Origin of the sequence: Bradyrhizobium sp. 956_D2_N1_4, assembly GCF_052076025.1 — a bacterium.
Lineage (GTDB): Bacteria > Pseudomonadota > Alphaproteobacteria > Rhizobiales > Xanthobacteraceae > Bradyrhizobium > Bradyrhizobium barranii.
The window spans coordinates 2073143-2099665 of sequence record NZ_CP197237.1; the positions used below are offsets into that span (position 1 = coordinate 2073143).

A 26523-nucleotide genomic window follows, 5' to 3' on the forward strand; every position below is an offset into this window, starting at 1 on the left:
CTATAACGGGCAACATCATCACCCCTTGTGAGGTGTGATGTGACGTCGGTACCAGGCCGAGCGATGTGTACAAACAGAGAAGCCGCGACATCTCATCTTGATGATCCTTCGTCTAATACGTTGCCCTCCCACCAGACAGGTCAAACACCGCGCCAGTCGAGAATGAGCATTCGTCGGAGGCGAGCCACGCGACCATAGCGGCGACTTCTTCGGGGCGGCCGGCGCGGCCGAGCGGGATCTTTGCCAGCACATTTCGGTACGCGTCGTCCGACATCTGCTTGACGAGATCGGTGGCGATCACCGCAGGTGCGATGGCATTCACTCGGATTTCGGTCGCCGCCAGTTCCTTGCCGAGAGATTTCGTCAGGGCGATCACGCCGGCCTTTGCCGCGGAATAGCCGGTCATGCCGGCATTGCCCTCTTTGCCAGCGATCGAGGCCAGATTGACAATGCGTCCGGCGTTCTGCCGTCGCATCGGTGCGATGGCAGCCTTGCAGCAGAGAAACGTGCTGGTGAGGTTGACGTCGAGGACGCGCCTCCACTCCGCAAAGCTGTACTGCTCGATGTTGACTGTCGGGCCGGTAATGCCTACGGCATTGACCAGTACGTCGATACGGCCAAAACGATCGAGAAGTCGGGCCATCGCTTCACTGACGGCGTTTTCGCCGGTGAGATCGATCCGCTCGTCGGCGCCGTCAGCTATGTCCCAGACGATCACGGTTGACCCGGTAGAGGCCAGCCGCAAGCGAACCGCTTCGCCGATGCCGCCGCAGCCTCCCGCAATGACGACGATATGCTCCGAGAAATCGAGGCTGGTCATGCTGTTGCTCTTCCATCTGAGGCCTCGGCGACGATCCGGCGAGCCGCGGCAAGTGCACGCCGGCCCCATTCTTCCGCGCCAAGTCTAGGCAGCCATTCGTCATTCGGGATTTCCAGACTCAGCGGCAGATCGTCCGGCAATGCACGCACCAAGCCGCGGAGATCGGTGCCGCCGTCCCCCGGGAGAAGCCGGGCGCATCGGGCGGTGTGGATCAGTTCCTCATGGGTCGCGGGAACGCCTGCGGGCGCGTCGCAGAGCTGCGCATAGCTGAGGAGGTGCCGGGCTAAATTTGCGATGTCGCCGAGCGTTGTTGCCGAGCGTGCGGCATGCAGCGCATCCACCAGCACGCGGCCGTTCGATTCCGCGGCGTTGGTCACGATGCGCAGGGCGGCGTTGGCATTCTTCACCGCTGTCCACGGCATGAATTCGAGATCCGCCGTGAGACCATAGGGCGCAGCCGCGCGACAGAACTTCGCGAAGGAGTCCGTCAGGCGGGCTTCGTCGGGGTCATCGCCGGCGACCAGGATGGCGCGCGCCTTCAGCCTGCCTGCCGTATCGAGGAACGCTGCGAAGCGCTCGGACTTGAAATCTGCTCCGAGCCGCGCGATTTCGACATCGAACACCGACACACCCGTATCGCCAATGCGACGGATGGTGTCCCGCAACATGGCCTGGTCTGTGGTCAGAGGCGAGAAGTCGCCGCCGGGCGCCGCAGGCGCGATGCGAACCCCGATCGCCTGGTAACCAAGCTTCCCAGCCAGTTCCAGCGCGTCCGGAGGCGCCATTGGCGCCGAGGTGAGATAGGCGAGGGAATAAATGTGGGCCATGATGAGCGTCCTCGCATTAAGCCAGCGGCGAGATCGCCGTCGGCAGCGCGATGGTCGAGCGCATGTCGCCGGTCAGCCAGTCGGGCCCGCCTTTCGGCGGCCAGACGCCCTTGGCAACGGACTCGGCGCGCACCGCCGCGCGGGCGTCGAGGCTCGCAAATGGCCAGATATGGGTGAAGCGAGGCGGCCCGTCGAGCGCATACATCGCGATCGAGAGTGGCGACAGCTTGCCACGTTCAGGTATCGCAGCTTCCCACGCCGCGATCGTCGCAGGAACGCCGCCATGCTTGAGGCGATAGGTGCGGATTTCGTAGACGCTGCCGTACTTGCCCGGCACGATTGGCGGCAGGAACGGAAACGGCGCATAGGTGTCGAAGCTCATCTGCGTGATGGCGTCACCTGCATTGAAGGGATTGTCCGTGCGCAGCGCCCGCTCGCGCTCGGCGCGCCATTCCTCGTGATCCGCAAAGGAGCGCAGCACCAGAAGTTGATTGAGCTCGCCGATCTCGCTGGACCAGCAGCCGAGCAGGGTACCCTTGGTCTCCGATGCCCTGATATATTCGCCGATCCCGGCTACGGCTTTGGCCGCGGTGCCGAGCTTCACCGCCAGCGTTGCGATCTCGTACAGCATGTCGTCTCTCCTTGCGGTCATGCGGCTGCCGACCTGTTGTTCTCAAGCGGAATCCCGCCGGCGTGATGCGCGGCGATGTAGCCGAAGGTCATGGCGGGACCGAGCGTGATGCCACCGGACGGATAGCGACCGGCCATGATGCTCGCCATGTCGTTTCCGACGGCGTAGAGGCCGTCGATGGGCTTGCTCTCGGCGTCGAGCACGCGTGCGTGCTCATCGGTGTCGAGGCCTGTGAAGGTGCCGAGACTGCCGGCGACAATCTTCACCGCGTAGAATGGACCGTATTCAATGGGCGCGACGCATGGGTTGGGACGACGCGCCATGTCGCCTTGTATGCGGTTGTAGGGCGTGTCACCGCGCCCGAAGGCGGGGTCCTCGCCGCGCGCGGCGAAGCGGTTGTAATGCTCGATCGTCGCCCGCAGTCCTGCCGCGGAGATGCCGCAGGCGAGCGCGAGCGCTTCGATGCTCGCGCCTCGCTTCAGATAGCCGTTGCGCAGCCAGGGTGTGATCGGGAACGGCCTGGGGCGAACCCGGCCCAGGCCGTAGTGCTTGAGGAATTTGGTGTCGCAGATCGCCCAGGCTTCCGCCGCTTCACCTCGGGGCGTGGCTGCGAACAGCGCCTTCATTACGTCGTGATAGGAGTCGGCCTCGTTGGCGAAGCGCTGTCCGTCGCTGCGGACCATGATCAGCCCCGGCTTGGCGCGTTCGATCAGGTGTGGGAAGCGTCCCACCGAGCCGTCGCGATGCGGCACCAATGACACGGGGGCCCAGGCGCCGTTGTCGGAGAGATCGGTTCGCATCCGTCCACCGGCGGTCTCCCCGAGGCGGATGCCGTCGCCGGTGTTGCCCTCCGGGGCTGCCGACCAGTGCTCACGCCCGGTCGGTGCATGAGCAAACAGCGCGGCCTTTCGTGCGACATCGTGCGGAAAGCCGCCGCAGGCGAGTACGACGCCGCGGCGCGCGCGGATTTCCAGTGTTTCGCCGCGACGTCCGACGCGCGCGCCAACCACGCGCGATCCCTGCGTCAACAGCGATTGCGCAGGCGTTGCCGGCATGATTTTGACGCCAAGCTCGTCGGCCGATTTCAGAAGTCGCGCCACGAGCGCGTTGCCGTTGGCCAGATGCATGCCACGACCGAAGCGCAGTAGGTCGAGGAAATGCCGCGTCAGTCGTCGCGCGACATGCAGGAAGGAGGTCAGCGACGAACGAGCATTGAGGAAGTGCCGTAGATCGGCTCCCGACGCGATGCCCATGCCAAAGGGCGAAACTTCCTCCAGCGGCTGCTTGAGATCGCGGATACGTGGACCGAGCTGGCGGCCGTCGAATGGTGCCGCGCAGACCGAGCGCCCACCCGTGACGGCGCCCGGGCTCTTGCCATGGAAATCGGGAATCAGGTTGCCGTCGATGAAGGCCAGGTGGGTCTCGCGCTGGAAGAACTCGACCATGCGCGGGCCCTGATCGAGAAACATGTCGATATGGGCATGGTCGTAGCCATCGGCGAGCTCGTGGCGCAGATAGAGTTTTGGTTGCTCCGGAGTTTCGACAATGCCCGCTGCCTGCGCCAGCGGGTTGCGCGGGATCCACATCCAGCCGCCGGACCACGCCGTGGTGCCACCAAGTTGCGCCTCCTTCTCGATCAGGACGACGTCGAGCCCGAGCGAGGCGGCGGTGACCGCCGCCGACAGCCCGCCCGCGCCCGAGCCGATCACGAGCAGGTCGCAGTCGGCGGTGTTGTTCTCAGCCATGGAAGTCTCAAGCTCACGCCGCACGGCGTGCTCGTGTTTCGCCGAGCGCATGACGGACCGCGCGGTAGCCGAACGTAATCGCCGGTCCGATGGTGATGCCCGGACCCGGATAGGTCCCGCCCATGATCGAGTTGGCCTCGTTGCCGCAGGCATAGAGACCCGCGATCGGGCTGTTGTCGGCTCGGAGCACCTGGGCCCATTCGTTCACGACCAGGCCGGTCGCGGCGCCGATATCGCCGGGATAGAGACGCACGGCATAATAGGGCGCAGCTGCGATCGGACCGAGCGTCGGATTGGGCCCAACCGATGCGTCGCCGTTGACGCGATGATAGGGCGTAGTGCCGCGGCCGAATTCGGTGTCGACGCCGCTCGCGGCATAGCCGTTCATCGCAGCGATGGTGGTTTGGAGACTGGCTGCCGGCACGCCGATCTTGCGCGCGAGCTCCGCGACGGTCGCACCCTCGGTCAGATAGCGGTCGGCGAGATAGGGAGCGAGGTTGCCCGTCCCCATGCGCACCATGCCGAGGCCGTATTTCTTCAGGCCCACCGCATCGGTGATGATAAAGCAGGGGATGCAGGGCACCTGCTTGTTGTGCTCGAACATCGCGCGCCCGAACACATGGTAGGAGACGGATTCGTTGACGAAGCGCCGCCCTGTCTGGTCGACGCAGACGGTGCCGGGCTTGCTTCGGTCCATGACGAAATGCGGAAAGCTCGCGGTGCTGCCGTCGGCGCGCCGCCGGATCGAGACCGGAGCCCAGAACGCGTTGTCAAAATTGCCTTCGCCGAGCCGCGCGCCAAGCTTGAGGGCAATGTCCTGCATCGCGCCGGTGTGGCCCGGTGCCGATGGGCTATGGGTCTCGCCCCTCGGCAGCAATTCGCCGCGTCGCTCGGGATGCCGATTGAAGCCTCCGGCGGCGAGCACGACGCCCAGCGCTGCGGTCACGTGCCGCGTGGTCGAGCCGGACTTGAACACCGCGCCGGTGACGGCGCCGTTCTCGGTGGCGAGATCCAGAACCTCGGTGCGAAGCAAGATGTCCACACCGCGCGCGTTGAGCGAGGCCAGGAAGCGGCCGATCAGCGCGTTGCCCATGACGAGCCGCGATCCGCGCCGGCCTTTCAGCCTGTCGCCGGCATAGTGCGCGAGGATCTTCAGCGCGTACGCAAAGGAGCGCCTCGACTTCTTGATGGCGAGGAGGTGGCCGATATCGGTGCGATCGACCATCATGCCGCCGAAGATGGTGAACTCCGGTATAGGCGGGCGGATCTTGTCGAGATCGGTGCCGAGCGCGCGGCCATCGAACGGCACGGGCTCCAGCGCACGACCGCGCATGGTCGCGCCTTCGAACTGCTGCTCGTAATCGGGGTGGGTTGCGTAGGGGCGGAACTTGACCTCGCTGTTGGCCTCGAGCGTCGCGACCGCCTCTGGCGCGCTGTCGAGAAAAGCCTCGCGCATCGCCACCGGAGAATGGTTGCCGACCACGCCGTCGAGGAATTGGCGGACCTTCTCCCGGCTGTCGTCGGGATTGACGGTCTTGGAATGGTGCGAATTCGGCATCCATGTGGTCGCAGCCGACAGCGCGCTGGTGCCGCCGACATATTCGGTGCGTTCGACGACGAGGACCTTGCGGCCTTCGATCGCCGCAAACAGGGCAGCCGCCATGCCGGCGGCTCCCGAGCCGATCACGATGATGTCGTAACGGGTACCTTCCGAAATCGCGTCGATGTTTTTGAACATGGCCGTTACCTCGATCCGTTGCGCGCCAGCAGGAAATCGAGCATCGAGCTTTGCAGCGCATTATACATGTCGGTGCCGGTCGAGGTCGGGCATCCCAGGCGTCGGGCCGCCTCGATGAGCGGTGAGACCGCGGGGCTGGTGATGACACAGCCGACGAACGTGCCGAATGTGAGCTTCGACACGTCGACCGGAAGCGGATCGCCCGCCTTCATGCCGAGCGGTGTCGCATTAGCGATCAGATCGAAACCGGAGGGATCCGCCGTGCCCGCATGAATCTCGGCCCGGCCAAGGGTTTTCAGCTTGGCGATCAGTTGATCCCGGCGCGCCACGTCCGTGTCGTGGATCGCAAGCGAGCGTACGCCCGCCTCGACCAACGCCATGGCGATGGCTGAACCGGCACCGCCCGCGCCGACCTGCAACGCGCGCTTGCCGGCGGGATCGCCGCCGTTGGCGCGCACCGCGTCGACGAAGCCGAGCCCGTCGACGATGTCGCCGTGCCAGCCGCCTTCAGCGCGCCGGCGCATGATGTTGACGGAGCCGAGCAGGCGGGACCGCTCGGTCGTGCTGGCGCAGAACGCGAAGCAGGCGAATTTGTGCGGGACCGTGACGATGATGCCGTCGAGATTGCGCACCACTGTTGCGGCCGTCAGGAAGGCCTCGAGATGGGCGCCGTCGATCTGCACCGGCACGAGGATCGCGTCGTGGCCGCGATCGGTGAAGGCTTTGGTGACCCCGCCAGGCGACTTCACCTGCGCGATGGGATCGCCGACAATGATATTGAGGCGGGTCGCGCCGGTCAGGTTCAGGCTGATCATTCTTGTTCTCTTCTTGTTAGGCCGCTCCGCGTGCCTCGGCTGCTTCGGCCTGGACGACGCCGAGCAGCCGGGCCTGCAATTCGTGGTCTCGTTCGAGGATCACAGCGTCGCCGGTGAAGGCGATCCGGCCGTTCACCAGCACATAGGCGCGATCGACGATAGGCAGGACGAGCTCCGCGTGATGCTCGACGATGACCATGGCCACCTTGCCGCGCAGCTTGATGAGCGCGTCCATGACTTCCTTGACGACGGCCGGTGCCAGGCCCTCGAACGGCTCGTCGAGCAGGATCAGCTTGCTCGGCACCATGAGCGCACGTGCGATCGCGACCATCTGCCGTTCGCCGCCCGACAGGCTCTCGGCCTTGGCAGAACGGCGTTCGCGCAGGCGCGGGAACAGCTCGAACGCGCCGTCCAGCCCGATGCCGCGCGGACGCGCTGCGAGCTGCAAATTCTCGGTGACCGTCAGGTTCGGGAAGAGCCTGCGTCCCTCGGGGACGAGCGAAATGCCGAGCCGGTTGATCTCGTAGGGCTTGAGGCGCGCGAGGGAGCGACCTTCGAACACGACGTCGCCATTGCTGATGGTCAGAGTCCCGCTGAGGCTGCGCAGCAGGGTCGTCTTGCCGACGCCGTTGCGGCCGAGCAGCGCAATGGCTTCGCCGGCGTGCACGGTGAGATCGACGGATTCGAGGACCGTGCTGCCGCCATAGCCGGCGGAGACGCTGGTGGCCTCGAGCAGGACCGCGGCGCGGGCATGGGCGATGCGCTCGATCGCCGGAGGCGGGGCCTGCGCGCCGTCCTTGGCAGCTCCGAGATAGGCCGCGACCACGTCGGGGTTCGCTGCGACCTCCGAAGGCTTGCCGTCGGCGATCATGCGTCCCTGGTGCAGCACCGAGATGCGGTCGGAAATTGCCAGCACGCGGTCGATGTCATGTTCGATCAGCAGCACGCCGTGGGTCTGTGCGAGCTTCCTGATGAGGTCGGCGACGATGACACGGTCGGCTTCGGCGAGCCCTGCCAGTGGCTCGTCGAGCAGCAGCAATTTGGAGTCGATCGCGAGCGTAATCCCGATCTCGAGCAGCCGCTTCGCGCCGTGTGGAAGATTGACGCACTGGTCGGCCGCGACGTCGGCAAGCCCGACGGCATCGAGGATCGACCAGGTCCGCGCGTTGATTGCGTCCATGGCGTAGGCATCGGCAATCAGCCGGCCCGATCCCTTGCGCTGGGCCTGCACCGCCACACGGACATTCTCGAACACGGTGAGGTTCGGGAAGATCGAGAGGATCTGGAACGAGCGACCGATGCCGAGGCGGGCACGAACATGCATCGCTACCCGCGTCACGTCGGTGCCGTCGAACACGATGCGTCCGCCGCTCGGCTTCAGCGCGCCGGACAGCATGTTGAAGAACGTGGTCTTGCCGGCCCCGTTCGGCCCGATGATGCTGTGAAGCACGCCGCTGCGAACCTCGAGGTCGATGCTCTTCGCGGTCACCAGGCTGCCGAAATTCTTGCTCAGCGCAAAGGTCTGCAACAGCAGCTTGCCACGGTCGAGGCCGGCGGCGCTGCTTGCAAACGGCGCGATGACGGCAGGTCGCGGCGGGATGTCGGGACGCACCAGGGTCCAGCGCTGCTGGCCGAGCAGCCGTTGCCAGAGCCCCTGCATCCCTTCCGGAGAGGTCAGTGCGAACAGCATCAGGATCGGCGCGAAGATCAGCCACCAGTTTTCGGTAACGGCGGACAGGCGATCCTCGAGCATGATGAAGGCGATCGCACCCCACAATGGCCCGAGCACATGATGCACGCCGCCGAGCACGGTCATCAGCAGGGAGTCGCCGGCATGCTGCCAGCTCAGATTGTTGGCATAGACGCCTTCCAGCATGAGGGTCAGCAACGCGCCGCCGAGGCCGACGAAGGTGCCGGTCAGGATCAGCGCACCGTGCCGGAAGCGGTGGACGTCGTAGCCGAGGCTGCTGGCACGCTGCTCATTGTCCCGTATCGCCTGCAAGACGCGGCCGAACGGCGAATGCGCGATGCGCCACAACAGCCAGATGCAGGCCACGGTGACCAGAACGACGAAGACGTGAAACGACCACGCGCTGGCGAAAGTCGTGCGGTGAACACCCTGCAATCCGTTCTCTCCGCCGGTCACAGCGGTCCATTTGAACGCAATCTCGAAGGCAATCTGGGAGAAGGCCAGCGTCAGCAGCGAGAAGTACAATCCCTTGCGACGCAGGATGATGGCGCCGATCGCGAGCGCGAGCAGGGCCGAGAACACCGTTGCGAACAGCAGCGACACGAGATCGTTGCCGTAACGGCCGAGAACGAAGAACGCGGCCGCATAGCTCGCGCAGCCGAAGAATACCGAGGCCCCGAACGGCACGAGGCCGGTATAGCCGACCAGCAGGTTCACGCCGGCGCCGTAGAGCGTGTAGATCGCGATCTGCGTGATCAGCGAGATCGGCGCGCCGAGCAGCGACCAGACTGCGGTCAGCGCGGCGAGAACGAGCGCGGCGACGAATGCCGGATGACGTAGTGCAGCGAGATGGGTCACTCGAATCGCTCCCAGCGTTCACCGAACAGCCCGCGCGGGCGGATGAGGAGGATGGCGGCCATCAGGATGTACATGGCCGCGCCCGACCATTCCGGTTGGAACTGGATGGTCATGGCGGTGGTGATGCCGACCAGGAGGCCTGCCACGATGGCGCCGAGGAAGGAGCCGAGGCCGCCGATGGTCACGATCACGAAGGCCGGCATGATGGCGCCGGCGGCCATCGACGGCGTGATGGTCCAGAGCGGCGCCGCCAGCAGTCCGCCCAGGCCGGCGAGAAGACAGCCGATGCTGAACACGCCGGTGAAGACGATCTGCAGGTTGATGCCGAGCAGTCCGACCATCTCCGGATCGCGCGATCCGGCGCGGATGATCCGGCCGTACGGTGTGTAAGCGAGGAACGCCCAGAACAGCACGAGCACGAGGGCGGTCGTGACCAGCACGAACATCCGGTACCTGGTGATCAGGATCGGGCCGTATTCGACGAAGCCCGAGAGGAATTTTGGCGCGGCAAACGGCACCGGCGCGCCGCCGAAGATCAGCCGCAACACTGCTTCTGCGAGCAGCGCCAGCGCAAAGGTCAGGATCAGACCGAGCAGCGGCTCCTTGCCGTAGAGATGCCGGATCAGGACCGTCTCGACGACCACGCCGATCGCGCCAGTCAGCAGGGGCGCCGCGAGCGCGGCCCACCAGCCGAATTCCTTACCGAGCGCAAAGGCGAGATAGGCGCCGACCGCGAAGAAAGCGCCGTGGGCGAAATTGACGATGCCGAGCATCCCGAAGATGATTGAGAGACCGATCGCGATCAGCACATAGAGAAAGCCCAGCACCAGGCCATTGACGGCCTGCGACAGGATCATATCGAGCATGGCGTCATCCGCTGTTGGTTGCGATGCGCGACGCAGGGGCTATCGCCCGCAGGCATCGCGCATCGCCGGTAAACGACGTCAGAGCGTGTCCATCTTGCAGACGCCGTCGGCCTTCGCGCCGAAGGCCTTGGCGATATCGTCCGGCGTCTTCGGCAGTTCGGCCTTGACGTCGAAATAGTCCCACTTGTCGGTGATCTTCGGATGGATGCCCGCCACCAGCAGGCGACTGGTCATCTGATGGTCGAAGTCGCGATAGCCGATATCCATGTCGCCGCGGCGATACTTCCAGGCCTCGAGCGCCTGCACGATCGCGCCAGGTTCGGTCGACTTCGCCATCTCGATGGAATCGAGCAGGCTCTTCATGCCGAGCCAGCCCATCCAGGCCTTGTCGGCGGCGGGCCTGTTGTGCTTCTTCCCATAGGCCGCCGCCATCGCCTGCTCTTCCGGCGAATTGTTCGGGTTCTTGTACCACCAGGTGATGGTGTAGAGCCCGTCGGCCGCCTCGGGGCCGACGCCCCACAGATCGGTGTTGCCGACCGAGATCTCGGCGAAGGGAATCTTGCCCTTCATGCCGAGCTCATTCCACTGCTTGAGGAAGGTGGTCAGATCGCTGGCGGCGATGCCGCCGATCACGACGTCGGGCTTGGCTGCGCGGATCTTCAGGATGAACGAGGAATAGTCGGGCGTTCCGACCGGGACTTCGTCGGCGCCGACCACCGTGCCGCCATTGGCGGTGATGTAGTCGGTGAAGGCGCGCTTGATGTCCTGGCCGAACGCGTAGGACGCCGTCAGCAGGTACCACTTCTTGCCGATCGACGCGCAATAGGGCGCGAGAATGCGGGCATGGACGTCGACCGGCGGCTGCAGGCGGAACGTGTACTTGTTGCAGGATTTTCCGGTCAGGTCGCCGGTGGCTGCGTTGGCCGCGACGTACGGGATCTTGGCCTTCTTGGCGACCGACGAAATGGCGAGCGCGAACGAGGATAGCGCGCCGCCGACCATGCCGACGACCTTCTGCTCGCCGACGAGCCGTTCGGCGCTCTGCTGCGCACCTTGCGGATTGGGTTCGTCCAGCCAGACGATCTCCGCAGGCCGTCCCAGCAGCGTGTTGTTGCGCTGCTCCAGCGCCAGCATGCCGCCTTGTGCCAGATATTCCGCCTGATCGACGATCGAGCCGGTCTTGGCCCAGATCATCCCGATCTTGATCGGCTCGGCCGCCGCGGCGTTGCCGATATAGGGCATGCCGAGGCGTGAGGCGGCGAGTGACGTCGCACCCAGCAGAAGGCTGCGCCGGCCGATGCGCAGGCCCGTCGCCGCGCGTGACTTTGTTGGTTCCGTCATTTCAAGCCTCCCCTTTTCATATTGAGCCAGTCGTTGCCGGCGGGCCGTACATGCGGCTCTTGCAGGGCAGCCCCTAGCATGACTGGAATTGGATTCCAATATCAAAATTCAGAAAGTGGAATCCAATTCCAATTTTGAGTGGTGCGTGGTACAAGCCGCGCGGGAGCAGCGCCAAATCGTGGGAGGACACAGTAATGACCAGGACCGCCGTGGCTGTGATCGGCGCCGGCGCGATCGGGCGGGCTCACGTCGAAACCATGCGCCGGTCGGATACCTGCGCGCTCGCGGCGATCGCCGAGCCTGCAGCAGCAGGAAGGGTTTATGCCGAAGGCCTCGGCGTGCGCTGGTACGCCGACCCACTCGATCTCTTGCGTGAGGTGAGGCCGGAGGCGGCGATCATCGCCACCCCGAATGCGACCCATCGCGAGCTCGCAATCGCATGCATCGAGCGCGGGATCGTGCCGCTGGTCGAGAAGCCGATCGCGAGTACGCTCGAAGATGCCGCGGCGATCGCGGCGTCGTCGGAACGTGCCAACGTGCCCGTCCTGGTCGGGCATCATCGACGGCACAATCCGATCATCCGGCGGGCACGGGCAATGATTGCCGAGGGCGCGCTCGGCCGCCTGACCAACGCAACCGTGCTCTACACCTTCTACAAGCCTGCCGACTATTTCGAGATGGCATGGCGGCGCGAGGCCGGAGGCGGACCGGTGCTTATCAACCTCATTCACGAGATCGATCTGATCCGCCATCTCTGCGGCGAGATCGCGTCGGTTCAAGCCATCGCGTCCAGCGCGGTGCGCGGTTTTGCGGTCGAGGACAGCGCGGCCGTCCTGCTGCGCCTGGTCAATGGTGCGTTGGTGACGCTGAACCTCAGCGACACTGCGGCGACGCCCTGGAGCTGGGATCTTGCCAGCGGTGAGAGCCCGAACTATCCGTCGCAGCCTATGGCGGTGCAGACGCATTTCCTGAGCGGCACCGAAGGCTCGCTCACGCTGCCGACGCTCGACCATTGGCACTACACGTCCGGCAAGAGCTGGTTCGCCCCGATCACCCGCGACAGCGTGAAGCTCGAACGCGGCGATCCCTACAGTGCGCAGCTCGATCATCTGGCGCGGGTGGTCCGTGGCGAGGAACCGCCGTTGATTACCGCGCGCGACGGTGCGCTGACCTTGCGGGCCACAATGGCTGTTCACAAAGCCGCCAAAACCGGTCAGATAGTGCGGCCTGACCAGGAGATGGAATCGTGATTCAGGATGTCTTGGTGCTGAAGAATTCGGATCTCGTCGAGGCGCCGAGTGGCCTTCTGGAGCGCACCCTCGGTGTGCTCGAGCTGCTCGCGACCAACGCACGTGGCATGCTGTTGTTTGAGATCGCCGATTCCCTGCACATCCCGCGCAGTGCCACACATCGCGTACTCACCAGCCTGATCGAGCACGGCTACGTCAAGCAGGAACGCGAGCAGGGCGCCTATCAGCTCACGGCCAAGATTGCCTCGCTCGCCTTCACGTTCCTCGCCGGCAGCGGCATCACCGACTTCGCGCAGCCGCTGCTCGATCGCCTGGCGCGGGAGAGCGGCGAACTGGTGCGGCTTGCGATGATCGACGGGCGGGAGCTTGTTTGGGTCGCCAAGGCCCAAGGCTCGCCCGCCGGTCTCCGGTACGACCCGGACATGGGGCAGGTCGGTCGACTGTCCTGCTCGGCCAGCGGTCAGGCCTGGCTGTCGTGTCTCACGGACGACGAGGCGAAGGCGCTCGTCGAGAAGCAGGGCTATGGGTCGCGCAAGGATTATGGCCCGCGCGCGCCGGAGAACTGGCCGGCGTTGCAGAAATGCCTGCGCCAGACCCGCAAGCGCGGGGTCAGCGTCTGCATGCAGACCTACACGCCCTGGATGAGTGCGACCGCGGCGCCGATCCGCCACCCCAAAACCAAGGAAGTGACCGGAGCAGTGGTGATCGCCGGTCCGCACATCCGCCTGACCGAAGAGCGCATGCTCGAGCTTGCGCCGGCGCTGCTTCAGACCGCGCAAGAGCTCTCGATGGCGACGCTCGCCTCGCCTGGTCTTCAGAGTGGGCGGCCTCATGGCAGCTTCTTCGACACGAATGCATCCTGAACAACGCGAGTTTCAATACGATGCGGATTCTCATCACGGGTGGTGGTGGCTTTATCGGCGCGTGGCTGGCGCGCCGTCTCGCCGAGAGCGGGCATCAGCTTCGCGTCTTCGAGCCGGTTGCGCGAGCGGCGCAGTTCAACGGGATCGTCGGGCCTGCCGCGGCGTCGGTGCAATGGTCCATCGGTGATATCGCCGATGCACAAGCTGTGAGGGCCGCCGCGGAAGGTTGCGATGCGATCGTTCATCTCGCGGGCGTCCTGACGCCGGCGTGCAAGGACGATCCGGTGCGAGGTGCGATGATCAACCTGGTCGGAACGCTGAACGTCTTCAACGCCGCGCAGTCGCTCGGCATCCGGCGCATCGTGTACACCTCAAGCGCCGGTGTCTACGGCCCCGACGACGACACGGCGCCGCGTCCGGTCACGCATTATGGCGCGTTCAAGCTGGCGTGCGAGGGCAGCGCGCGCGCTTACTGGGGGGATCACGGCATCGCCAGCGTCGGCTTCCGGCCTTACATCGTCTACGGCTTTGGCCGCGAAACCGGACTGACCGCGGGTCCCTCGCTCGCCTGCCGAGCGGCGGCACGGGGCGAGAGCTATGTGCTTCCCTATGTCAGCACAGCAGGCCTCGTATTTGTCGACGACGTGGTCGCCGCCTATGAGGCAGCCCTGCACCGCGAGCCCGATGGTGCGCATGTCTTCAATTTGCCCGGTGCGGTGGCGTCGAACAACGATATCGTCGAGGCCATACGCGCAGTCGTCCCCGATGCGAAGATCACTATCGATGGGCCGGTGCTCCCGTTCGCCGAGGACATCGGCGAGGGGGACCTGCGGCGGGTATTTTCCGACCTGCCCGCCACCTCGTTGCGCGACGGCATTCGCCGCACCATCGAGCTCTATCGGATGAACCGATGACGCTTCCGGTGCTCGGTGCCCATACCTTCGGCTTCGCCTGGGATTGCGCGGCCGAAGAGGCCATCGAACAGCTCGCTGCTGCCGGCTATCGCACCATTCAGTTGATGGCGACGCCGCCGCATTTCGATCCCTGGCTTGAGGACGCCGCGCGGACGCAGCGGATCCGCGCCCTCATCGAGCGCCACGGCCTGTCCCTGCTGGCACTCGATCTCGCCAGCAGCGACATCAATCTCGCAAGCCCGGCGCCGCATGTGGTCGATTTCGCGGTCGAGGCCTATGCGGCCGCCATCGATCGTGCGGCCGAGCTCGGCGCCCGCTGGATCTGCGTCGGTTCCGGACGCCGGCACGCGCTGCTCGCCAAGGCGAATGCTCGCCTGATGCCGAGCTTTCGCGATGCCATTGCCCGCATTCATGACAAGGCGACGCGTGCCGGCGTGCCGATCATCCTCGAAAACCATCCGCAGGGGCTTCTCGCCAGCGCCGCCGATATCGTTCGCTTCCTGGACGCCGAAGGCTATGCTGACATGCCGGTGATCTACGATGTCGCCAACGCCGTTGCGGTCGGCGAGGATCCGGTCGAGGGTCTCAGGACCCTGTGGCGCCATCTCGGTATCGTCCATCTGTCCGACAGTCCGAAAGGGCAATGGCGACACGATCCGATCGGCTCCGGCGAGATTGACTTTGCCGCCCTCGCGGCAGAGCTGAGACAGCGTGCCTACGGGGGCAAGATCGTTCTCGAAATCCTGTCGGAGCGGCCGCTTCAGGACATCGGCGAGGGTGCCGAAGCGCTACGCCGGCAGGGACTGGCCTTTACGCGCGATGGCTGATCGCGCAGCGCAGCTTGCCCGCGAGAGGTTCAACCGGCGACCACGCGGGTCCCGCCCGGCAGCAGGCGGTCGCGGAAGCGGCCGGGCGACAAGCCGACATTGCGGGAGAAGAACCGGTTGAAATAGGCCGGGTCGGCATAGCCGAGCGTCGCGCCAATCTCGTTTACGGTCATGTCGGAATAGAGCAGGTTGCGTTTGGCCTCGGTGAGCAGCCGGTCATTGATCAGCGCCAGCGACGACTTGCCTGTCGTGACGCGGCAACAGGCATTGAGGCGCGCCGCCGTCACGCCGAGCTTGGACGCGTAGAAATCGAGCGGCGGGTGATTGCGATAGTGCCGTTCGACCAGCTCGCGAAAGCGCATCACCGTGTCGGCGTCACGCGCGCGGGACACCGGGCCCGTGCGCTCCTGCTCGAGCAATCGGCGCACGGTCACCGCGAGCAGCTGCAGATAGGCCTTGATGGCCGTGCGGCGGCCCGGGGCCGACCAGACGAATTCATGCTCGAGCGAGGCGAACAGGCCGACAAGGTCGATGTCGCTGCCGATTTGCAGCGGGAGAAAGCGGACCGGTATGCGGAAGCCTTCGACGAGGTCGGCATCGTGGTCGAGCGCGGATTGCAGGAAGGGCGGGGCCACGGTGATGACGTAGCCGTCGGTATTGGGCTTGAAGCGAATGGCGTGGATCGTGAGCGCCGGGATGATGACCAGGGACGGTGGCGACACGTCCCAGCTCACGCCTTCGACCTCGATGGCGCCGCCGCCCTTGCTGATCACCAGAATCTGGTGGTGATCGGGGTGCGTATGAGTCCGGATTGTCCAATCGTGGCGACCGCTGCGCACCGGGATCGGCTCGATATGAAGGAATGACGGCTCGACCTTCGGAACCGCTTCCTCGTACAAAAAGTAGTGCGGGATCATGCCGGCAATTCCCTTGGCGACGCCCGCCAGTGACGGCCAATCGTTGCCTGCACTTATGAAAAGTACAATACAAACGGAGTTTCGTCCATTGGCGGCAGTCGTGTCCGCCCTTATCCAGATGCTTGCGCATGACCCGACGCAACAACGGGACAGCGGCAGCAGGCCACACCGGAGGAGACGTCAATGCCAGGACAGCAGCGCGATCTGTCGTGCGACGTGTTGGTCGTGGGCTCTGGCGCCGGCGGATTGTCCACCGCGATCACGGCCAAGAAATCCGGGCTCGACGTCATCATCATTGAGAAGGATCGCTATTTCGGCGGCACCACCGCGTTTTCCGGCGGCGTGCTCTGGATTCCCGGCAACAGGCATGCATGCGACGCGGGCGTCACGGACAGCCGTGAGGCGGCGCGCACCTATCTCAAGCACGAGACCGGCAATCATTTCGACGATGCCGCGATCGACGCCTTTCTCGACGTCGGCCCACGCATGCTCGATTTCTTCGAGCGGGAGACCGAAGCAAAGTTCGTTCTGTCCGCCTATCCCGACTATCATCCGGACGTCGAGGGCGGCGCGATTCTGGGCCGCTCGGTCACGGCGGCGCCCTATGACGCCCGTGCGCTCGGCGAGGAGATCCGCAGGCTGCGGCCGCCGCTCGAGACCATCACCTTCATCGGGATGATGTTCAACTCGTCGAACGACGAATTGAAGCACTTCTTCCGCGTGACGAGCTCGCTGGCCTCGGCGATCTACGTGGCCAAACGGCTTGCGAGCCACATCAAGGATCTCGCCCTCTATCGCCGCGGTGTCAAGATCACGAGCGGCAACGCATTGGCGGCTCGTCTTGCCAAGACCGTGTTCGACCTCGGCATTCCGCTGCTCACGGCAACGCCGGCGCAGCGGCTGGTCAGCCAGAACGGTGGCATTACGGGCGCGGTCGTGAGCGGCGAGCATGGCGAGTACCGGATCACGGCGCGTCGCGCGGTGGTGCTGGCGAGTGGTGGATTTCCCCACGATCAGGCACGAATTGCCCGCGCCTATCCGCACCTCGCCCGGGGCGGCGAACATCTGTCGCCGACGCCCGAGGCCAATACCGGCGACGGCATCCGCATGGCGGAGGAGGTCGGCGGCAACTGCGATATCCGCTTTTCGAATGCCGCCGCCTGGATGCCGGTGTCACGCGTGCCGCTCGGCAATCGCACCGGCGCATTTCCGCATCTCGTGGATCGGTACAAGCCCGGCGTGATCGCGGTGAACCGGAAGGGACACCGCTTCACCAACGAGTCGGAGTCCTACCACGACGTTGGCGCTGCGATGATTGCCGATGGCGCCGACGGCAAGGAAACCTCGGCCTGGCTGATCTGCGATCACGCGACCATCCGGAAATACGGTCTCGGTTACGCCAAGCCGGCGCCGGTGCCGGTCGGCATCTTCGTGCGCAACGGCTATCTGGCCCGCGGGACGACCCTGCGCGAGCTTGCCGCGAATGCGGGCATCGATGCCGACGGCCTGGAAGGAACGGTTCGCGAGTACAACCAGGGGGCGGTTCATGGTGTAGATACTGCGTTCAACCGCGGAAGCACGGCTTTCAATCGTTATCTCGGCGATGCCGAGCACAAGCCCAATCCAAATGTCGCCTCCATCGGCGCCGGGCCCTACTACGCGCTGAAAATCATCATGGGCGATCTCGGCACTTTCGATGGATTGACCACCGACGTAGTCGGCCGCGTGGTGCGCCACGACGGTACGGCGATCGGCGGACTGTACGCCGTCGGCAACGATCGCGCCTCGATCATGGGCGGCAACTATCCCGGCGCCGGCATCACGCTCGGACCGATCATGACCTTCGGCTACATCACGGGCCGTCATCTGGCCGGCCAGCAAGCCTGAGCCACATCGTCCATCTGGACCAACGAGAGCCCGCCTGCAAGGTGCGGCGACTGAGGGAGAAACGACATGAATATCACGCGACGCGGCTTTGTCGGTGCAGGTCTCGCGGCAACGTTGGCGCCGCGCCTGGCGCGGGCGCAGTCCGACAAAACCATTCGTATCGGCGTCATCACCGACATGTCCGGCATCTATCGCGACGTGTCGGGGCCGACCACGGTCGCATGCGCGCAGCAGGCTGCGGCCGAATTCATGGAGGCCAATCCGTCCATCAAGGTCGAGATCCTGGTGGCCGACCATCAGAACAAGGCCGACGTCGGGCTCGCGATCATCCGCAAATGGTTCGATCAGGACGGTGTCGACGTCATCGAGAATGTCGGTAACAGCTCGATCGCGCTCGGCGCGAAATACCTGATCGAGGACAAGAACAAGGTTGCGCTGATCACCACCGCCGGCTCGTCCGATCTGACCGGCAAGAGCTGCAGTGCGAACCTCGTGCACTGGTCATGGGACTCCTGGTGTCTCGCCCACTCCACCGCGACCTCGCTGGTGCGCACTGGCGGATCGAAATGGTTCTTCGTCACCGCCGATTATGCCTTCGGCCACGCGGCCGAAGCGATGCGGCAAAATTCGTCAAGGCGGCCGGCGGCACGGTGCTTGGCTCGGTGCGCTATCCCTTCGGTTCGACGTCGGACTTCTCGTCGTTCCTGCTGCAGGCACAGTCGAGCGGCGCCAACGTCATCGCCTTTGCAAATTCCGGCAACGAGCTGATCAACTGTCTGAAGCAGGCGCAGGAGTTTGGCCTCGACCATGGCGACACCCGCATGGCGGCCCTTGTCGGCTACGTCACCGATGTCATGGGCATGGGCCTGTCGACGGCGAAGGGGCTCTCGTTGACGGAGACCTTCTACTGGGATCTGAACGACCGCACTCGCGCCTTCATGAAGCGGGTCAAGCCGCGCCTGACAGCCGATGTCTATCCCAATATGAGCCAGGCCGGCGACTACGCCTCGGTGCTGCACTACCTCAAGGCGGTGAGGGAACTCGGCGTCGAACGCGCCAAGCGCAATGGTCGCGAGGTGGTCGAACTGATGAAGAAGAGGCCGACCGACGATGATTGCTTCGGCCAGGGCACGATCCGCGCCGACGGGCGCAAGATCCATCCGGCCTATCTCTTCGAGGTGAAGAATCCCGCGGACAGCAAATCGACCGGAGACGTCTACAGGCTGGTCTCGACGCTCAGCGCAGCCGAGGCGTTCCGGCCCATCGAGGAAGGAAGCTGCGCACTTGTGCGTAGCTGATCGCCCTGCGGGGAGGAGGATCCGATGACCGACCATGCCATTGTTGATTTGCGCGTTTACACCATAAGGCTGCGAAAGATGGCAGAGTTCATCGATGTATTCGATCGGCTCGCGATGCCGGTCCAGCTCAAATATCTAGGACGGCCGCTCGGCATATTCACGAGCGCGGTCGGGCCGCTGAATCAGTTCGTGCACCTCTGGGGCTTTCCCGACATGGGCGAGTTCGAGCGCCGGCACGCCGCGCGCGACAAGGATTCGGACTGGCCCGCCTACCTTAAGGCCTCCGAACATCTCATCGTCGCGCAGGAGAACCGGCTGATCCGCAGGATCGAATTGCCGTACCTGGCTGTCCTGCCGTCCTGATACGCAGGCAGTCATCGTTTAACCTGCGGAGCCTTGTATGAGCTGGATCGATCTTTCGTCGAAAGTCGCGGTGGTCACTGGCGGCGGCGCCGGTATCGGGCGCGGTATTGCCCTTGGCCTGGCAGCGGTCGGCGCAAACGTGGTCGTGCTCGATCGGGATGAAGCCGGCTCGGCCGTCACGGCGGAAATTCGCGGCAGCGGCGGACGCGCGGAATTTTTCGCCTGCGATGTCACCAGTGATGACAGCGTCGCGCGCGTCGCCGAGCAGATGGCCACGGAGGTCGGCCTGGCCGCGATCCTCATCAACAATGCCGGCACAATGTTGCCCGGCGGCCTCGATATCGTGACTATGACGGACTGGGACCGCATCCTGTCGCTCAATCTGACGGGTTATTTGCGCTGCGCGCGGGTGTTCGGGGAGTCGATGCTGGAGCGGGGCGGAGGCGCCATAGTCCACGTCGCGTCGATTTCAGCGTCTTTCCCTCAGAGCTACAGCGGGGCCTACAGCGTGACCAAGGCGGGCGTCGTCATGTTGTCCCGTCAACTCGCTGTGGAATGGGGGCCGCGCGGCGTGCGCAGCAATGTGGTCAGCCCGGGCATGATCCGTACGCCAATGACCGAAACGATCTATCAGGCTCCGGGCGTCCACGACGCACGGCGCGCACTGGTGCCTGCGCAGCGCATCGGCCAGCCGGCGGATATCGCCGATGCGGCCGTGTTCCTTGCCAGCGAGCGCGCAGGCTATATCACCGGTGAAGAGATTGTCGTCGACGGCGGCTTTACCAGGACCATCATGGGCGTGATTCCGCGCCCGGGTTTTGAGAAGAACTGAAAGAGGCCGGCGAGAATCTATCTGGCCGGGCAGGAGGGATCGATGCTGCTGCAGGGAAAGGTTGCCGTCGTCACAGGCGCCGGCTCCGGGATCGGAGCGGCAATCGCGCGCCTGTTCGTTATCGAGGGTGCGAAAGTCGTGCTCGGCGATTTCGTCGAAAGCGGCGCAGTACTCGCGGCCGAACTTGCCGCTGACGGCTTCGAGACTGCGTTTCACCGTGTCGACGTCACCCGTGAGGCCGACGTTGCGGCACTAATGCAAGTCGCGGTTGCACGTTTCGGCCGGATGGACATTCTCGTTGCCAACGCCGGCATTCCCGAACGCAAGTCGCCTATCCACGAGCTTGATCTCGCCGATTGGCGACGCGTGATTGATGTGGATCTCACCGGTGTTGCGCTCTGCAACAAATTCGCCGTCGGCACTATGCTCGCAACGGGCGGCGGCGCGATCGTCAACATGGCTTCAATCCTCGCCCATGTGGGCCAGGAGAACAGCAATGCCTACTCGGCTGCGAAGGCCGGCGTCGTCAATCTCACCCGCTCCGTCGCACTGACTTACGCGCAGCAAGGTATAAGGGCAAATTGCGTCTCGCCGGGCTATATCGACACACCGCTACTGGCTCAACTCCCCGAAGCGGTTCGGCAGGCGATGCTGGTGCGCCAGCCGATTGGGCGCCTTGGCCGGCCCGACGAGATTGCCCAGGTCGTGGCCTTTCTTGCCAGCGAGAGGGCCTCGATCATCACCGGCGCATGTATCAATGCCGATGGTGGCTATACGGCAATTTAGGCCATCGGCTTGAACCGGCAGAGTTGTGGGCAAAGCTGACGATCGTAGATCAGCTTGGGTTACGCACGCCCAAATTAGCTCAAGCTGGCCCGTGACGGATTGGAGCGAGAGTTCAAGTTTTTCAATGCGTTAGGAGGCGCCGTGTGCGCGACGTGTGCACCGGGAGATCAAGAAAAATCTCATCACAGCTACGTGATCAGGCCTTCCGATGCGGGTGGCGCCGCACCGGGGCGCTGGACTGCTCGTCCGCCTTTACTGTTCGACGATTTCGGTCGAGGCGCGGGGTAGCAGAAGCGCCGTTCGCGCCGGTTCGCGCGCGGGGCGAGAGGGGCCGTTCGGAACTGAGCACACGGCGAACGTGATTCAAGCGGGCATTTGTTAGCGGTCCCTCTCGCGCGCGCTAGCTGCATATCGAGCGCGGCAAATCGACAGAACTCAGGGGCGCCATAAGAATTCACTATGGCGGCAGAGGACAGTCGTGCTTCCCCTGTCATCGAACGTAAATCTATTTTTTACCGTCGGCCGCAGCAAAAAATTCCAAGGGCAAGACCACAGAAGTGGCGGCGTTCGCGGGCGCATCATTTTGTAGCAGCAACGGAGCGGGCAAATGACCATCGAGTTGAGCCGACGAGGATTTTGCATCGGAACCGCCCTGATTGGACTACAGACCGCTTCCTCCAGCGCCTTCGCGGCGCGAAGCGAAGATGGGACGGTTAGGCTCGGTCTCGTCGCGCCGATGAGCGGACCCAATGCCCGGTACGGCGCCTTCTCGATGCGCGGTGCCCAGATGGCGGCGAAGGAAATCAACGGCGCTGGCGGCGTCGGCGGGCGCAAGATCAACATCCTGGCCGGCGACAGCCAAGGCACCCCGGTCGAGGGTGTTTCGGCAACCCGGCGCCTCATCGATCAGGACCAGGTCGACTTCATCATTGGCGACGTCTCGAGCTCGGTAACGCTCGCGATGCAGCCGGTCGCGGAGGACGCCGGTGTGCTTCTCCTCAATGCCGCCTCGTCGAATCCGAAGATCACCTACAAGGCGGGCGTCGGCGGATTCAAATGGACCTATCGTAATTATCCGACCGACGAAAACCGCGCCCTCGTCGTGCTGCAATACGCCGCCGAGAAGAAGGGATTTACCAAATACGCCGTGCTATCGGTCGACACCGACTACGGGCGTGCGGCCATTGAGTTTACCAAGAAGTACCTGCCGCGCTTCAAGAGTCAGATCTTGACGGAAGACTATTACAAGGAAGGCGAGGTCGATTTCCGCAGCGTCCTGTCCAAGATTCGCGATTCCGGCGCCCAGGCCATCATCATGTATGGCAATGCCGATTCTACACCCATCGTCGGTCGTCAAATGATCGAAACCGGGATTGCCGGCAAGATCCCCCTGATCGGCAACGCCGAGTTCAATACAGCGAGCTCCATCAAGGCGGCGCCGAAGGCGCTCGAGGGAGCAATCGAGGCCGCGGCCTGGCTTCCGGCCTATGAGTCCGAGAAGAGCAAGGCCTTCGTCGACAAGTTCACCGCCGAGTATCGCGAAGCGCCCAACAATCACGCCTATGTGCACTGGGAGACGACGCATCTTCTGGCCAAGGCAATCGAGCAGGCACAGAGCATCGACCGCGAGAAGGTTCGTACCGCGCTCTCCAATATCCACTATGCGAGCGCGGTCGGCGAAGTCACCTTCGACGACCACAATCAGGCGCGCCTGCCGATGATCCTGCTCGAGATCGAGAACGGCAAGCCGGCCATCAAAGGAGCCTATTCGGCCGAGATCGACTATCCCAAGTAAGGCAACGGGACGGCAGACCACATGTTCTATACGATCATCGAGCAGATTGTTAACGGCATCGTATCCGGATCGGTTTATGCGATCGTTGCCGTCGGCATGACGATGATCTTCGGCGTGCTGCGCGCCATCAATTTTGCACATGGCGAATATTACATGCTCGGCACCTTCGGGGCCTGGTTCGCGATCGAGTATTTCGATCTGCCGTATCCGGTGGCGGTCGTGATCGGCGTGGTTGCCACCGCGATGATCGCCGTGGTGGTCGGCAACTTCGTGATGCAGCGGATCGTGGGGGCGCCGGCCGAGGCCGGCGTGCTCGCGACGCTGGGCGTCGCCCTGATCCTGCAGAACACCGTCATCCTGGTCTTTGGCGGCGGCTACAAGTTCTTCTCCGGCGGCTATATCGAGCCGGTGACTCTGTTCGGCTTCACTTTGGTCGAGCAGCGCATCCTGATCATCGTCATCGGCCTGATCGTGTTCGTCGGCCTCGAGCTGATGGTCACCTATAGCCGGATGGGCAAGGCGATGCGGGCGGTCTCGCAGAACATCGAGTGCTGCGCGGTGGTCGGCATCGACGTCCGCCATATCGCGCTCTGGACCTTCATCCTCGGCGCGGCGCTGGCCGGCCTGTCAGGCGTGCTCACAGCGCCCGTGAACGTCAGCGTCTACGGCGGCATGGGGGAGCTCATCACGTTCAAGACGCTGCCGATCATTATCATGGGCGGGTTGGGTAACGTCCGCGGCACGTTCGTGGCGGCGATGATCCTCGGCATCGCGGAGAGCCTGGTCGCGACTTATGTCGGACTGCAGTTCCGCGACACCGTGGGCTTTGCGACCCTGATGCTGGTGCTGATGTGGCGTCCGCATGGGCTGTTCTCCGCGCAGGCGCGCTTCTGATCGCCATGGATGTGACATGACTGAGATCGTCCGAGAGCAGACCATGACACCAGCCGAAAGCCCGGTTGCGGCCACGGGGCGGGATCTCCGTATTCCGTTTGGCCTCGCGCTCATCGCGCTGGCCTGCGTCGCGCCGCTGTTCCTCGGGAATTATCCGATGCATGCGATCATCATTGCGTTGATCTTCCTGTTGCCGGCCCATGGTCTCAATCTGCTGCTCGGCTACACCGGTCTTCTGTCATTGGCGCAGGCGGCGTTCTTCGGCATCGGGGCCTATACTTCGGCGCTGCTGGCAGTCCATTTCGGCACGCCGTTCTATCTGAATTTCCTCGCCGCCGGCCTCGTGACCGGCGCGGTTGCGGCGCCACTCGGAATTCCAGCCCTGAGGCTGCGTGCGACGTCGTTCGTGATGTGCACGCTCGGCTTCGTCATCATCGGGCAGGCCATCGCCAAGAACTGGATCAGCCTGACGCGCGGCGATATGGGGCTGGCGGCAATTCCCAAGCCTTACTTCGCGCTGGGGCCGGCCTCGTTCACGGTCTCCGGAACCGTCGGCTTCTATTATCTTGTCCTCGTCATCGCTGCCCTGGCGACACTGGCGATCTATCTGATCGTGCGATCGCCGGCCGGCCGCAACATGATCGCCATTCGCGAGAACGAGACGCTCGCTGAATCCGTGGGCATCCCGACCTGGCACTACAAGCTCGTCGTATTCATGATCAGCGCCGCCTTCGCCGGCCTCGGCGGCAGCCTCTATGCGCATTACCTGACGGTCGTCAGCCCGCTGACCTTCCAGATGTACTACTCGACGACGATGCTGATCATCGTGCTCGGCGGAGGTGCGGGGACAATCTCGGGCGTCATTTTCGGCAGCTTGATGTTTGTCGGCCTGACGGAAGCCCTACGCGTGGCGCCGGAATTGCGCATGATTGCCTGTGGCTTCTTTTTGCTCGGGCTCGTGTTCTGGTTCCCGAGCGGATTCGCGCCATTGATCGGCCGGTTCTGGTCATTCCTCGAGAGGCGCAAATGACCGGCCTGCCAATTCTCGATATCTCTGGCCTCTGCAAATCCTACGGCGCAGTGCGCGCGGTCGATGGCGTCGACCTGCACGTCGATCGCGGTGAGATCTGCGGTCTCATCGGCCCGAACGGCTCGGGCAAGTCCACCTTCTTCGATTGCGTGACCGGGCTCGCGAGGCCGAGTGCGGGCGCGGTGAAGCTCGACGGTCAGGACATCACCGGCTGGTCGCTGAACGACATCGCGCGGGAGGGGCGCATGCTGCGCTCGTTCCAGAAGACCGTGGTGTTCTCTGCGCTCGACATCGAGGAGAACCTCGTGATCGCCGGCCAGATGTTCACCTTCCCCGGTATCTTGTCGACCTTCGGAATCGGCGCCGCGGCCCGCAATCGCGTCGCGGCGCTGCGCGAGCGAGCGCGCGAGCTGATCAAGATCGCAGGGCTCTGGGACGTGCGGTTCCAGCCCGCGGGCAAGCTCTCCGGCGGCCAGCAGAAGCTGATCCAGTTCGCCTCGATGCTGATGCCGGAACCGAAGCTCATCCTGCTCGACGAGCCGATGGCCGGCATCAATCCGAAGCTGATCGAGCGTGTGGTCGAGAGCATCCGCCTCGCCAATACCTCCTTCGGCGTCAGCTTCCTGATCATCGAGCATAACATCGACGTGGTCACGAGCCTGTGCAAGCGCGTGGTCGTGCTCGACCAGGGGCGTAAGCTCGCGGAAGGAACACCCGACGAAATCGTCCAGAACCAGGCGGTGCGGGAGGCCTATCTCGGTGGCTGAACCTTCTCTCTCAATTAAAGGCCTGCGCGCGGGTTACGGCTCGCTCGACATCCTCAATGGCGTCGATCTCGACGTGCCCCAGGGGCAGTTCGTCGCCCTGATGGGGCCGAACGGTGCCGGCAAGTCGACGCTGCTGAAGACGCTCTATGGTATGACCACCGTCAAGGGCGGCAGCATCGACTGGCAGGGCAAGGACATCACTGCCCTGAAATCTCGCGCGATCCTCGCCGAAGGCATCTCCTGGGTACCGCAGGGCCGCTGCAACTTCCCGGTCATGACGGTCGACGAGAACCTTCAGATGGCGGCCTATACGCTGCGCGACAGCAGGGTGAAGGCCGAGCGCGACTATGTCTACGATCTCTTTCCGATCCTGAAGACACGTCGCAACTCGCTGGCCGGCAACATGTCCGGCGGCGAGCAGCAGTTGCTCGAGGTTGCGATGGCGGTGCTGCAGCGGCCAAAGATCCTTCTGGTCGACGAGCCCTCTGTCGGTCTGTCGCCGACCGCGATCGGAATCGTCTTCGATGAGCTGTTGCGGATCAACGCGGCCGGCCAGACCATTTTGCTCGTCGAGCAGAACACCAAGAAAGCGATGGCGGTGGCGCAGCGCGCCGTCATCCTGCGGCTCGGCAAGGTGATCTGGGACGGCCGTCCCGCCGACATCACCCACGACGAGCTCGGCGAACTCTTCCTCACCGGCCGCATGCGCGGCGAGACCGATGTCGAACATTGACAAGGAGCGCCTGCTTGACGGGCGTGGACCATCGAA

The 26523-nt window shown here is 64.2% G+C and carries 23 protein-coding genes and 1 pseudogene; 14 read left to right on the forward strand and 10 right to left on the reverse strand.

Features of this window, described 5'->3' with window-relative positions; genetic code table 11:
• Positions 1-112: 112 nt before the first annotated feature.
• From AB7535_RS09305 to AB7535_RS09345, 9 genes are all read right to left on the reverse strand, one after another.
• Complete coding sequence (locus AB7535_RS09305; protein ID WP_439037289.1) at positions 113-820, reverse strand: SDR family oxidoreductase; 708 nt, start codon at positions 818-820, stop codon at positions 113-115.
• Positions 817-1605, reverse strand: a complete 789-nt coding sequence (locus AB7535_RS09310) for a sugar phosphate isomerase/epimerase family protein (RefSeq protein ID WP_439037290.1) — start codon at positions 1603-1605, stop codon at positions 817-819. The genes AB7535_RS09305 and AB7535_RS09310 overlap by 4 nt, the downstream gene beginning before the upstream one ends.
• Before the next feature lie 58 nt (positions 1606-1663).
• Entirely contained in the window at positions 1664-2278 is a 615-nt protein-coding gene (locus AB7535_RS09315) for an NIPSNAP family protein (protein WP_439037291.1), read from the reverse strand.
• Between the two features lie 17 nt (positions 2279-2295).
• On the reverse strand, positions 2296-4023 hold the full coding sequence (locus AB7535_RS09320) for an FAD-dependent oxidoreductase (RefSeq protein WP_439037292.1): 1728 nt from the start codon (positions 4021-4023) through the stop codon (positions 2296-2298).
• A 13-nt stretch (positions 4024-4036) separates the two neighbouring features.
• A complete protein-coding gene (locus AB7535_RS09325; RefSeq protein WP_439037293.1) occupies positions 4037-5761 on the reverse strand; it encodes an FAD-dependent oxidoreductase in 1725 nt (574 codons plus the stop codon).
• A 5-nt stretch (positions 5762-5766) separates the two neighbouring features.
• Complete coding sequence (locus AB7535_RS09330; protein ID WP_439037294.1) at positions 5767-6576, reverse strand: shikimate dehydrogenase family protein; 810 nt, start codon at positions 6574-6576, stop codon at positions 5767-5769.
• Positions 6577-6592: 16 nt separating this feature from the next.
• Complete coding sequence (locus AB7535_RS09335) at positions 6593-9124, reverse strand: branched-chain amino acid ABC transporter ATP-binding protein/permease (protein ID WP_439037295.1); 2532 nt, start codon at positions 9122-9124, stop codon at positions 6593-6595.
• Positions 9121-9990: a branched-chain amino acid ABC transporter permease gene (locus AB7535_RS09340; RefSeq protein WP_439037296.1), complete on the reverse strand. Its 870-nt coding sequence runs from the start codon at positions 9988-9990 to the stop codon at positions 9121-9123. Before AB7535_RS09340 ends, AB7535_RS09335 begins: the two co-directional genes overlap by 4 nt.
• Positions 9991-10068: 78 nt before the next feature.
• Positions 10069-11331, reverse strand: a complete 1263-nt coding sequence (locus AB7535_RS09345; protein WP_439037297.1) for an ABC transporter substrate-binding protein — start codon at positions 11329-11331, stop codon at positions 10069-10071.
• Between the two features lie 194 nt (positions 11332-11525).
• Here AB7535_RS09345 and AB7535_RS09350 point away from each other — a divergent pair, with 194 nt between their 5' ends.
• From AB7535_RS09350 to AB7535_RS09365, 4 genes are read left to right on the forward strand one after another with little or no spacing between them, the layout of a single operon-like run.
• Positions 11526-12581 carry a Gfo/Idh/MocA family protein gene (locus AB7535_RS09350; protein WP_439037298.1) on the forward strand — a complete coding sequence of 352 codons (1056 nt, stop codon included), beginning with the start codon at positions 11526-11528 and terminating at the stop codon, positions 12579-12581.
• Complete coding sequence (locus tag AB7535_RS09355; RefSeq protein ID WP_439037299.1) at positions 12578-13444, forward strand: IclR family transcriptional regulator; 867 nt, start codon at positions 12578-12580, stop codon at positions 13442-13444. The genes AB7535_RS09350 and AB7535_RS09355 overlap by 4 nt, the downstream gene beginning before the upstream one ends.
• A gap of 20 nt (positions 13445-13464) precedes the next feature.
• On the forward strand, positions 13465-14358 hold the full coding sequence (locus AB7535_RS09360; RefSeq protein ID WP_439037300.1) for an NAD-dependent epimerase/dehydratase family protein: 894 nt from the start codon (positions 13465-13467) through the stop codon (positions 14356-14358).
• On the forward strand, positions 14355-15185 hold the full coding sequence (locus tag AB7535_RS09365) for a sugar phosphate isomerase/epimerase family protein (RefSeq protein ID WP_439037301.1): 831 nt from the start codon (positions 14355-14357) through the stop codon (positions 15183-15185). Before AB7535_RS09360 ends, AB7535_RS09365 begins: the two co-directional genes overlap by 4 nt.
• Positions 15186-15214: 29 nt before the next feature.
• Here AB7535_RS09365 and AB7535_RS09370 read toward each other — a convergent pair whose 3' ends face one another.
• Positions 15215-16102, reverse strand: a complete 888-nt coding sequence (locus AB7535_RS09370; RefSeq protein WP_439037302.1) for a helix-turn-helix domain-containing protein — start codon at positions 16100-16102, stop codon at positions 15215-15217.
• 183 nt (positions 16103-16285) lie between these two features.
• Between AB7535_RS09370 and AB7535_RS09375 the strand changes: the two genes are divergently transcribed.
• From AB7535_RS09375 to AB7535_RS09420, 10 genes and pseudogenes are all read left to right on the forward strand, one after another.
• Positions 16286-17989 (forward strand): FAD-dependent oxidoreductase, encoded by a 1704-nt coding sequence (locus AB7535_RS09375; RefSeq protein WP_439037303.1) that lies wholly within the window; start codon positions 16286-16288, stop codon positions 17987-17989.
• A 66-nt stretch (positions 17990-18055) separates the two neighbouring features.
• A pseudogene (locus tag AB7535_RS09380) lies at positions 18056-19287 on the forward strand (ABC transporter substrate-binding protein).
• A gap of 24 nt (positions 19288-19311) precedes the next feature.
• Positions 19312-19650 carry an NIPSNAP family protein gene (locus tag AB7535_RS09385; RefSeq protein ID WP_439037304.1) on the forward strand — a complete coding sequence of 113 codons (339 nt, stop codon included), beginning with the start codon at positions 19312-19314 and terminating at the stop codon, positions 19648-19650.
• 37 nt (positions 19651-19687) lie between these two features.
• Positions 19688-20482 carry an SDR family NAD(P)-dependent oxidoreductase gene (locus AB7535_RS09390; protein WP_439037305.1) on the forward strand — a complete coding sequence of 265 codons (795 nt, stop codon included), beginning with the start codon at positions 19688-19690 and terminating at the stop codon, positions 20480-20482.
• Positions 20483-20524: 42 nt separating this feature from the next.
• Positions 20525-21268 (forward strand): SDR family NAD(P)-dependent oxidoreductase, encoded by a 744-nt coding sequence (locus AB7535_RS09395; protein WP_439037306.1) that lies wholly within the window; start codon positions 20525-20527, stop codon positions 21266-21268.
• Between the two features lie 607 nt (positions 21269-21875).
• Positions 21876-23063, forward strand: coding sequence for an ABC transporter substrate-binding protein (locus tag AB7535_RS09400; RefSeq protein ID WP_439037307.1), 1188 nt, complete (start codon positions 21876-21878; stop codon positions 23061-23063).
• A gap of 21 nt (positions 23064-23084) precedes the next feature.
• Complete coding sequence (locus AB7535_RS09405; protein ID WP_439037308.1) at positions 23085-23957, forward strand: branched-chain amino acid ABC transporter permease; 873 nt, start codon at positions 23085-23087, stop codon at positions 23955-23957.
• A gap of 43 nt (positions 23958-24000) precedes the next feature.
• Positions 24001-24987: a branched-chain amino acid ABC transporter permease gene (locus AB7535_RS09410; RefSeq protein WP_439037375.1), complete on the forward strand. Its 987-nt coding sequence runs from the start codon at positions 24001-24003 to the stop codon at positions 24985-24987.
• Positions 24984-25754 (forward strand): ABC transporter ATP-binding protein, encoded by a 771-nt coding sequence (locus AB7535_RS09415; RefSeq protein ID WP_085404132.1) that lies wholly within the window; start codon positions 24984-24986, stop codon positions 25752-25754. Before AB7535_RS09410 ends, AB7535_RS09415 begins: the two co-directional genes overlap by 4 nt.
• A complete protein-coding gene (locus tag AB7535_RS09420) occupies positions 25747-26487 on the forward strand; it encodes a branched-chain amino acid ABC transporter ATP-binding protein (protein WP_085404131.1) in 741 nt (246 codons plus the stop codon). Before AB7535_RS09415 ends, AB7535_RS09420 begins: the two co-directional genes overlap by 8 nt.
• The last annotated feature ends 36 nt before the right edge of the window (positions 26488-26523 follow it).

What these genes read in the sequence shown, in the direction of transcription:
- AB7535_RS09305 (WP_439037289.1), bottom strand. Translation starts at nt 820, where the DNA reads ATGACCAGCCTCGATTTCTCGGAGCATATCGTCGTCATTGCGGGAGGC.
- AB7535_RS09310 (WP_439037290.1), bottom strand. Translation starts at nt 1,605, where the DNA reads ATGGCGCCTCCGGACGCGCTGGAACTGGCTGGGAAGCTTGGTTACCAG.
- AB7535_RS09315 (WP_439037291.1), bottom strand. Translation starts at nt 2,278, where the DNA reads ATGCTGTACGAGATCGCAACGCTGGCGGTGAAGCTCGGCACCGCGGCC.
- AB7535_RS09320 (WP_439037292.1), bottom strand. Translation starts at nt 4,023, where the DNA reads ATGGCTGAGAACAACACCGCCGACTGCGACCTGCTCGTGATCGGCTCG.
- AB7535_RS09325 (WP_439037293.1), bottom strand. Translation starts at nt 5,761, where the DNA reads ATGTTCAAAAACATCGACGCGATTTCGGAAGGTACCCGTTACGACATC.
- AB7535_RS09330 (WP_439037294.1), bottom strand. Translation starts at nt 6,576, where the DNA reads ATGATCAGCCTGAACCTGACCGGCGCGACCCGCCTCAATATCATTGTC.
- AB7535_RS09340 (WP_439037296.1), bottom strand. Translation starts at nt 9,990, where the DNA reads ATGCTCGATATGATCCTGTCGCAGGCCGTCAATGGCCTGGTGCTGGGC.
- AB7535_RS09345 (WP_439037297.1), bottom strand. Translation starts at nt 11,331, where the DNA reads ATGACGGAACCAACAAAGTCACGCGCGGCGACGGGCCTGCGCATCGGC.
- AB7535_RS09350 (WP_439037298.1), top strand. Translation starts at nt 11,526, where the DNA reads ATGACCAGGACCGCCGTGGCTGTGATCGGCGCCGGCGCGATCGGGCGG.
- AB7535_RS09360 (WP_439037300.1), top strand. Translation starts at nt 13,465, where the DNA reads ATGCGGATTCTCATCACGGGTGGTGGTGGCTTTATCGGCGCGTGGCTG.
- AB7535_RS09365 (WP_439037301.1), top strand. Translation starts at nt 14,355, where the DNA reads ATGACGCTTCCGGTGCTCGGTGCCCATACCTTCGGCTTCGCCTGGGAT.
- AB7535_RS09370 (WP_439037302.1), bottom strand. Translation starts at nt 16,102, where the DNA reads ATGATCCCGCACTACTTTTTGTACGAGGAAGCGGTTCCGAAGGTCGAG.
- AB7535_RS09375 (WP_439037303.1), top strand. Translation starts at nt 16,286, where the DNA reads ATGCCAGGACAGCAGCGCGATCTGTCGTGCGACGTGTTGGTCGTGGGC.
- AB7535_RS09385 (WP_439037304.1), top strand. Translation starts at nt 19,312, where the DNA reads ATGACCGACCATGCCATTGTTGATTTGCGCGTTTACACCATAAGGCTG.
- AB7535_RS09390 (WP_439037305.1), top strand. Translation starts at nt 19,688, where the DNA reads ATGAGCTGGATCGATCTTTCGTCGAAAGTCGCGGTGGTCACTGGCGGC.
- AB7535_RS09395 (WP_439037306.1), top strand. Translation starts at nt 20,525, where the DNA reads ATGCTGCTGCAGGGAAAGGTTGCCGTCGTCACAGGCGCCGGCTCCGGG.
- AB7535_RS09400 (WP_439037307.1), top strand. Translation starts at nt 21,876, where the DNA reads ATGACCATCGAGTTGAGCCGACGAGGATTTTGCATCGGAACCGCCCTG.
- AB7535_RS09405 (WP_439037308.1), top strand. Translation starts at nt 23,085, where the DNA reads ATGTTCTATACGATCATCGAGCAGATTGTTAACGGCATCGTATCCGGA.
- AB7535_RS09410 (WP_439037375.1), top strand. Translation starts at nt 24,001, where the DNA reads ATGACACCAGCCGAAAGCCCGGTTGCGGCCACGGGGCGGGATCTCCGT.
- AB7535_RS09415 (WP_085404132.1), top strand. Translation starts at nt 24,984, where the DNA reads ATGACCGGCCTGCCAATTCTCGATATCTCTGGCCTCTGCAAATCCTAC.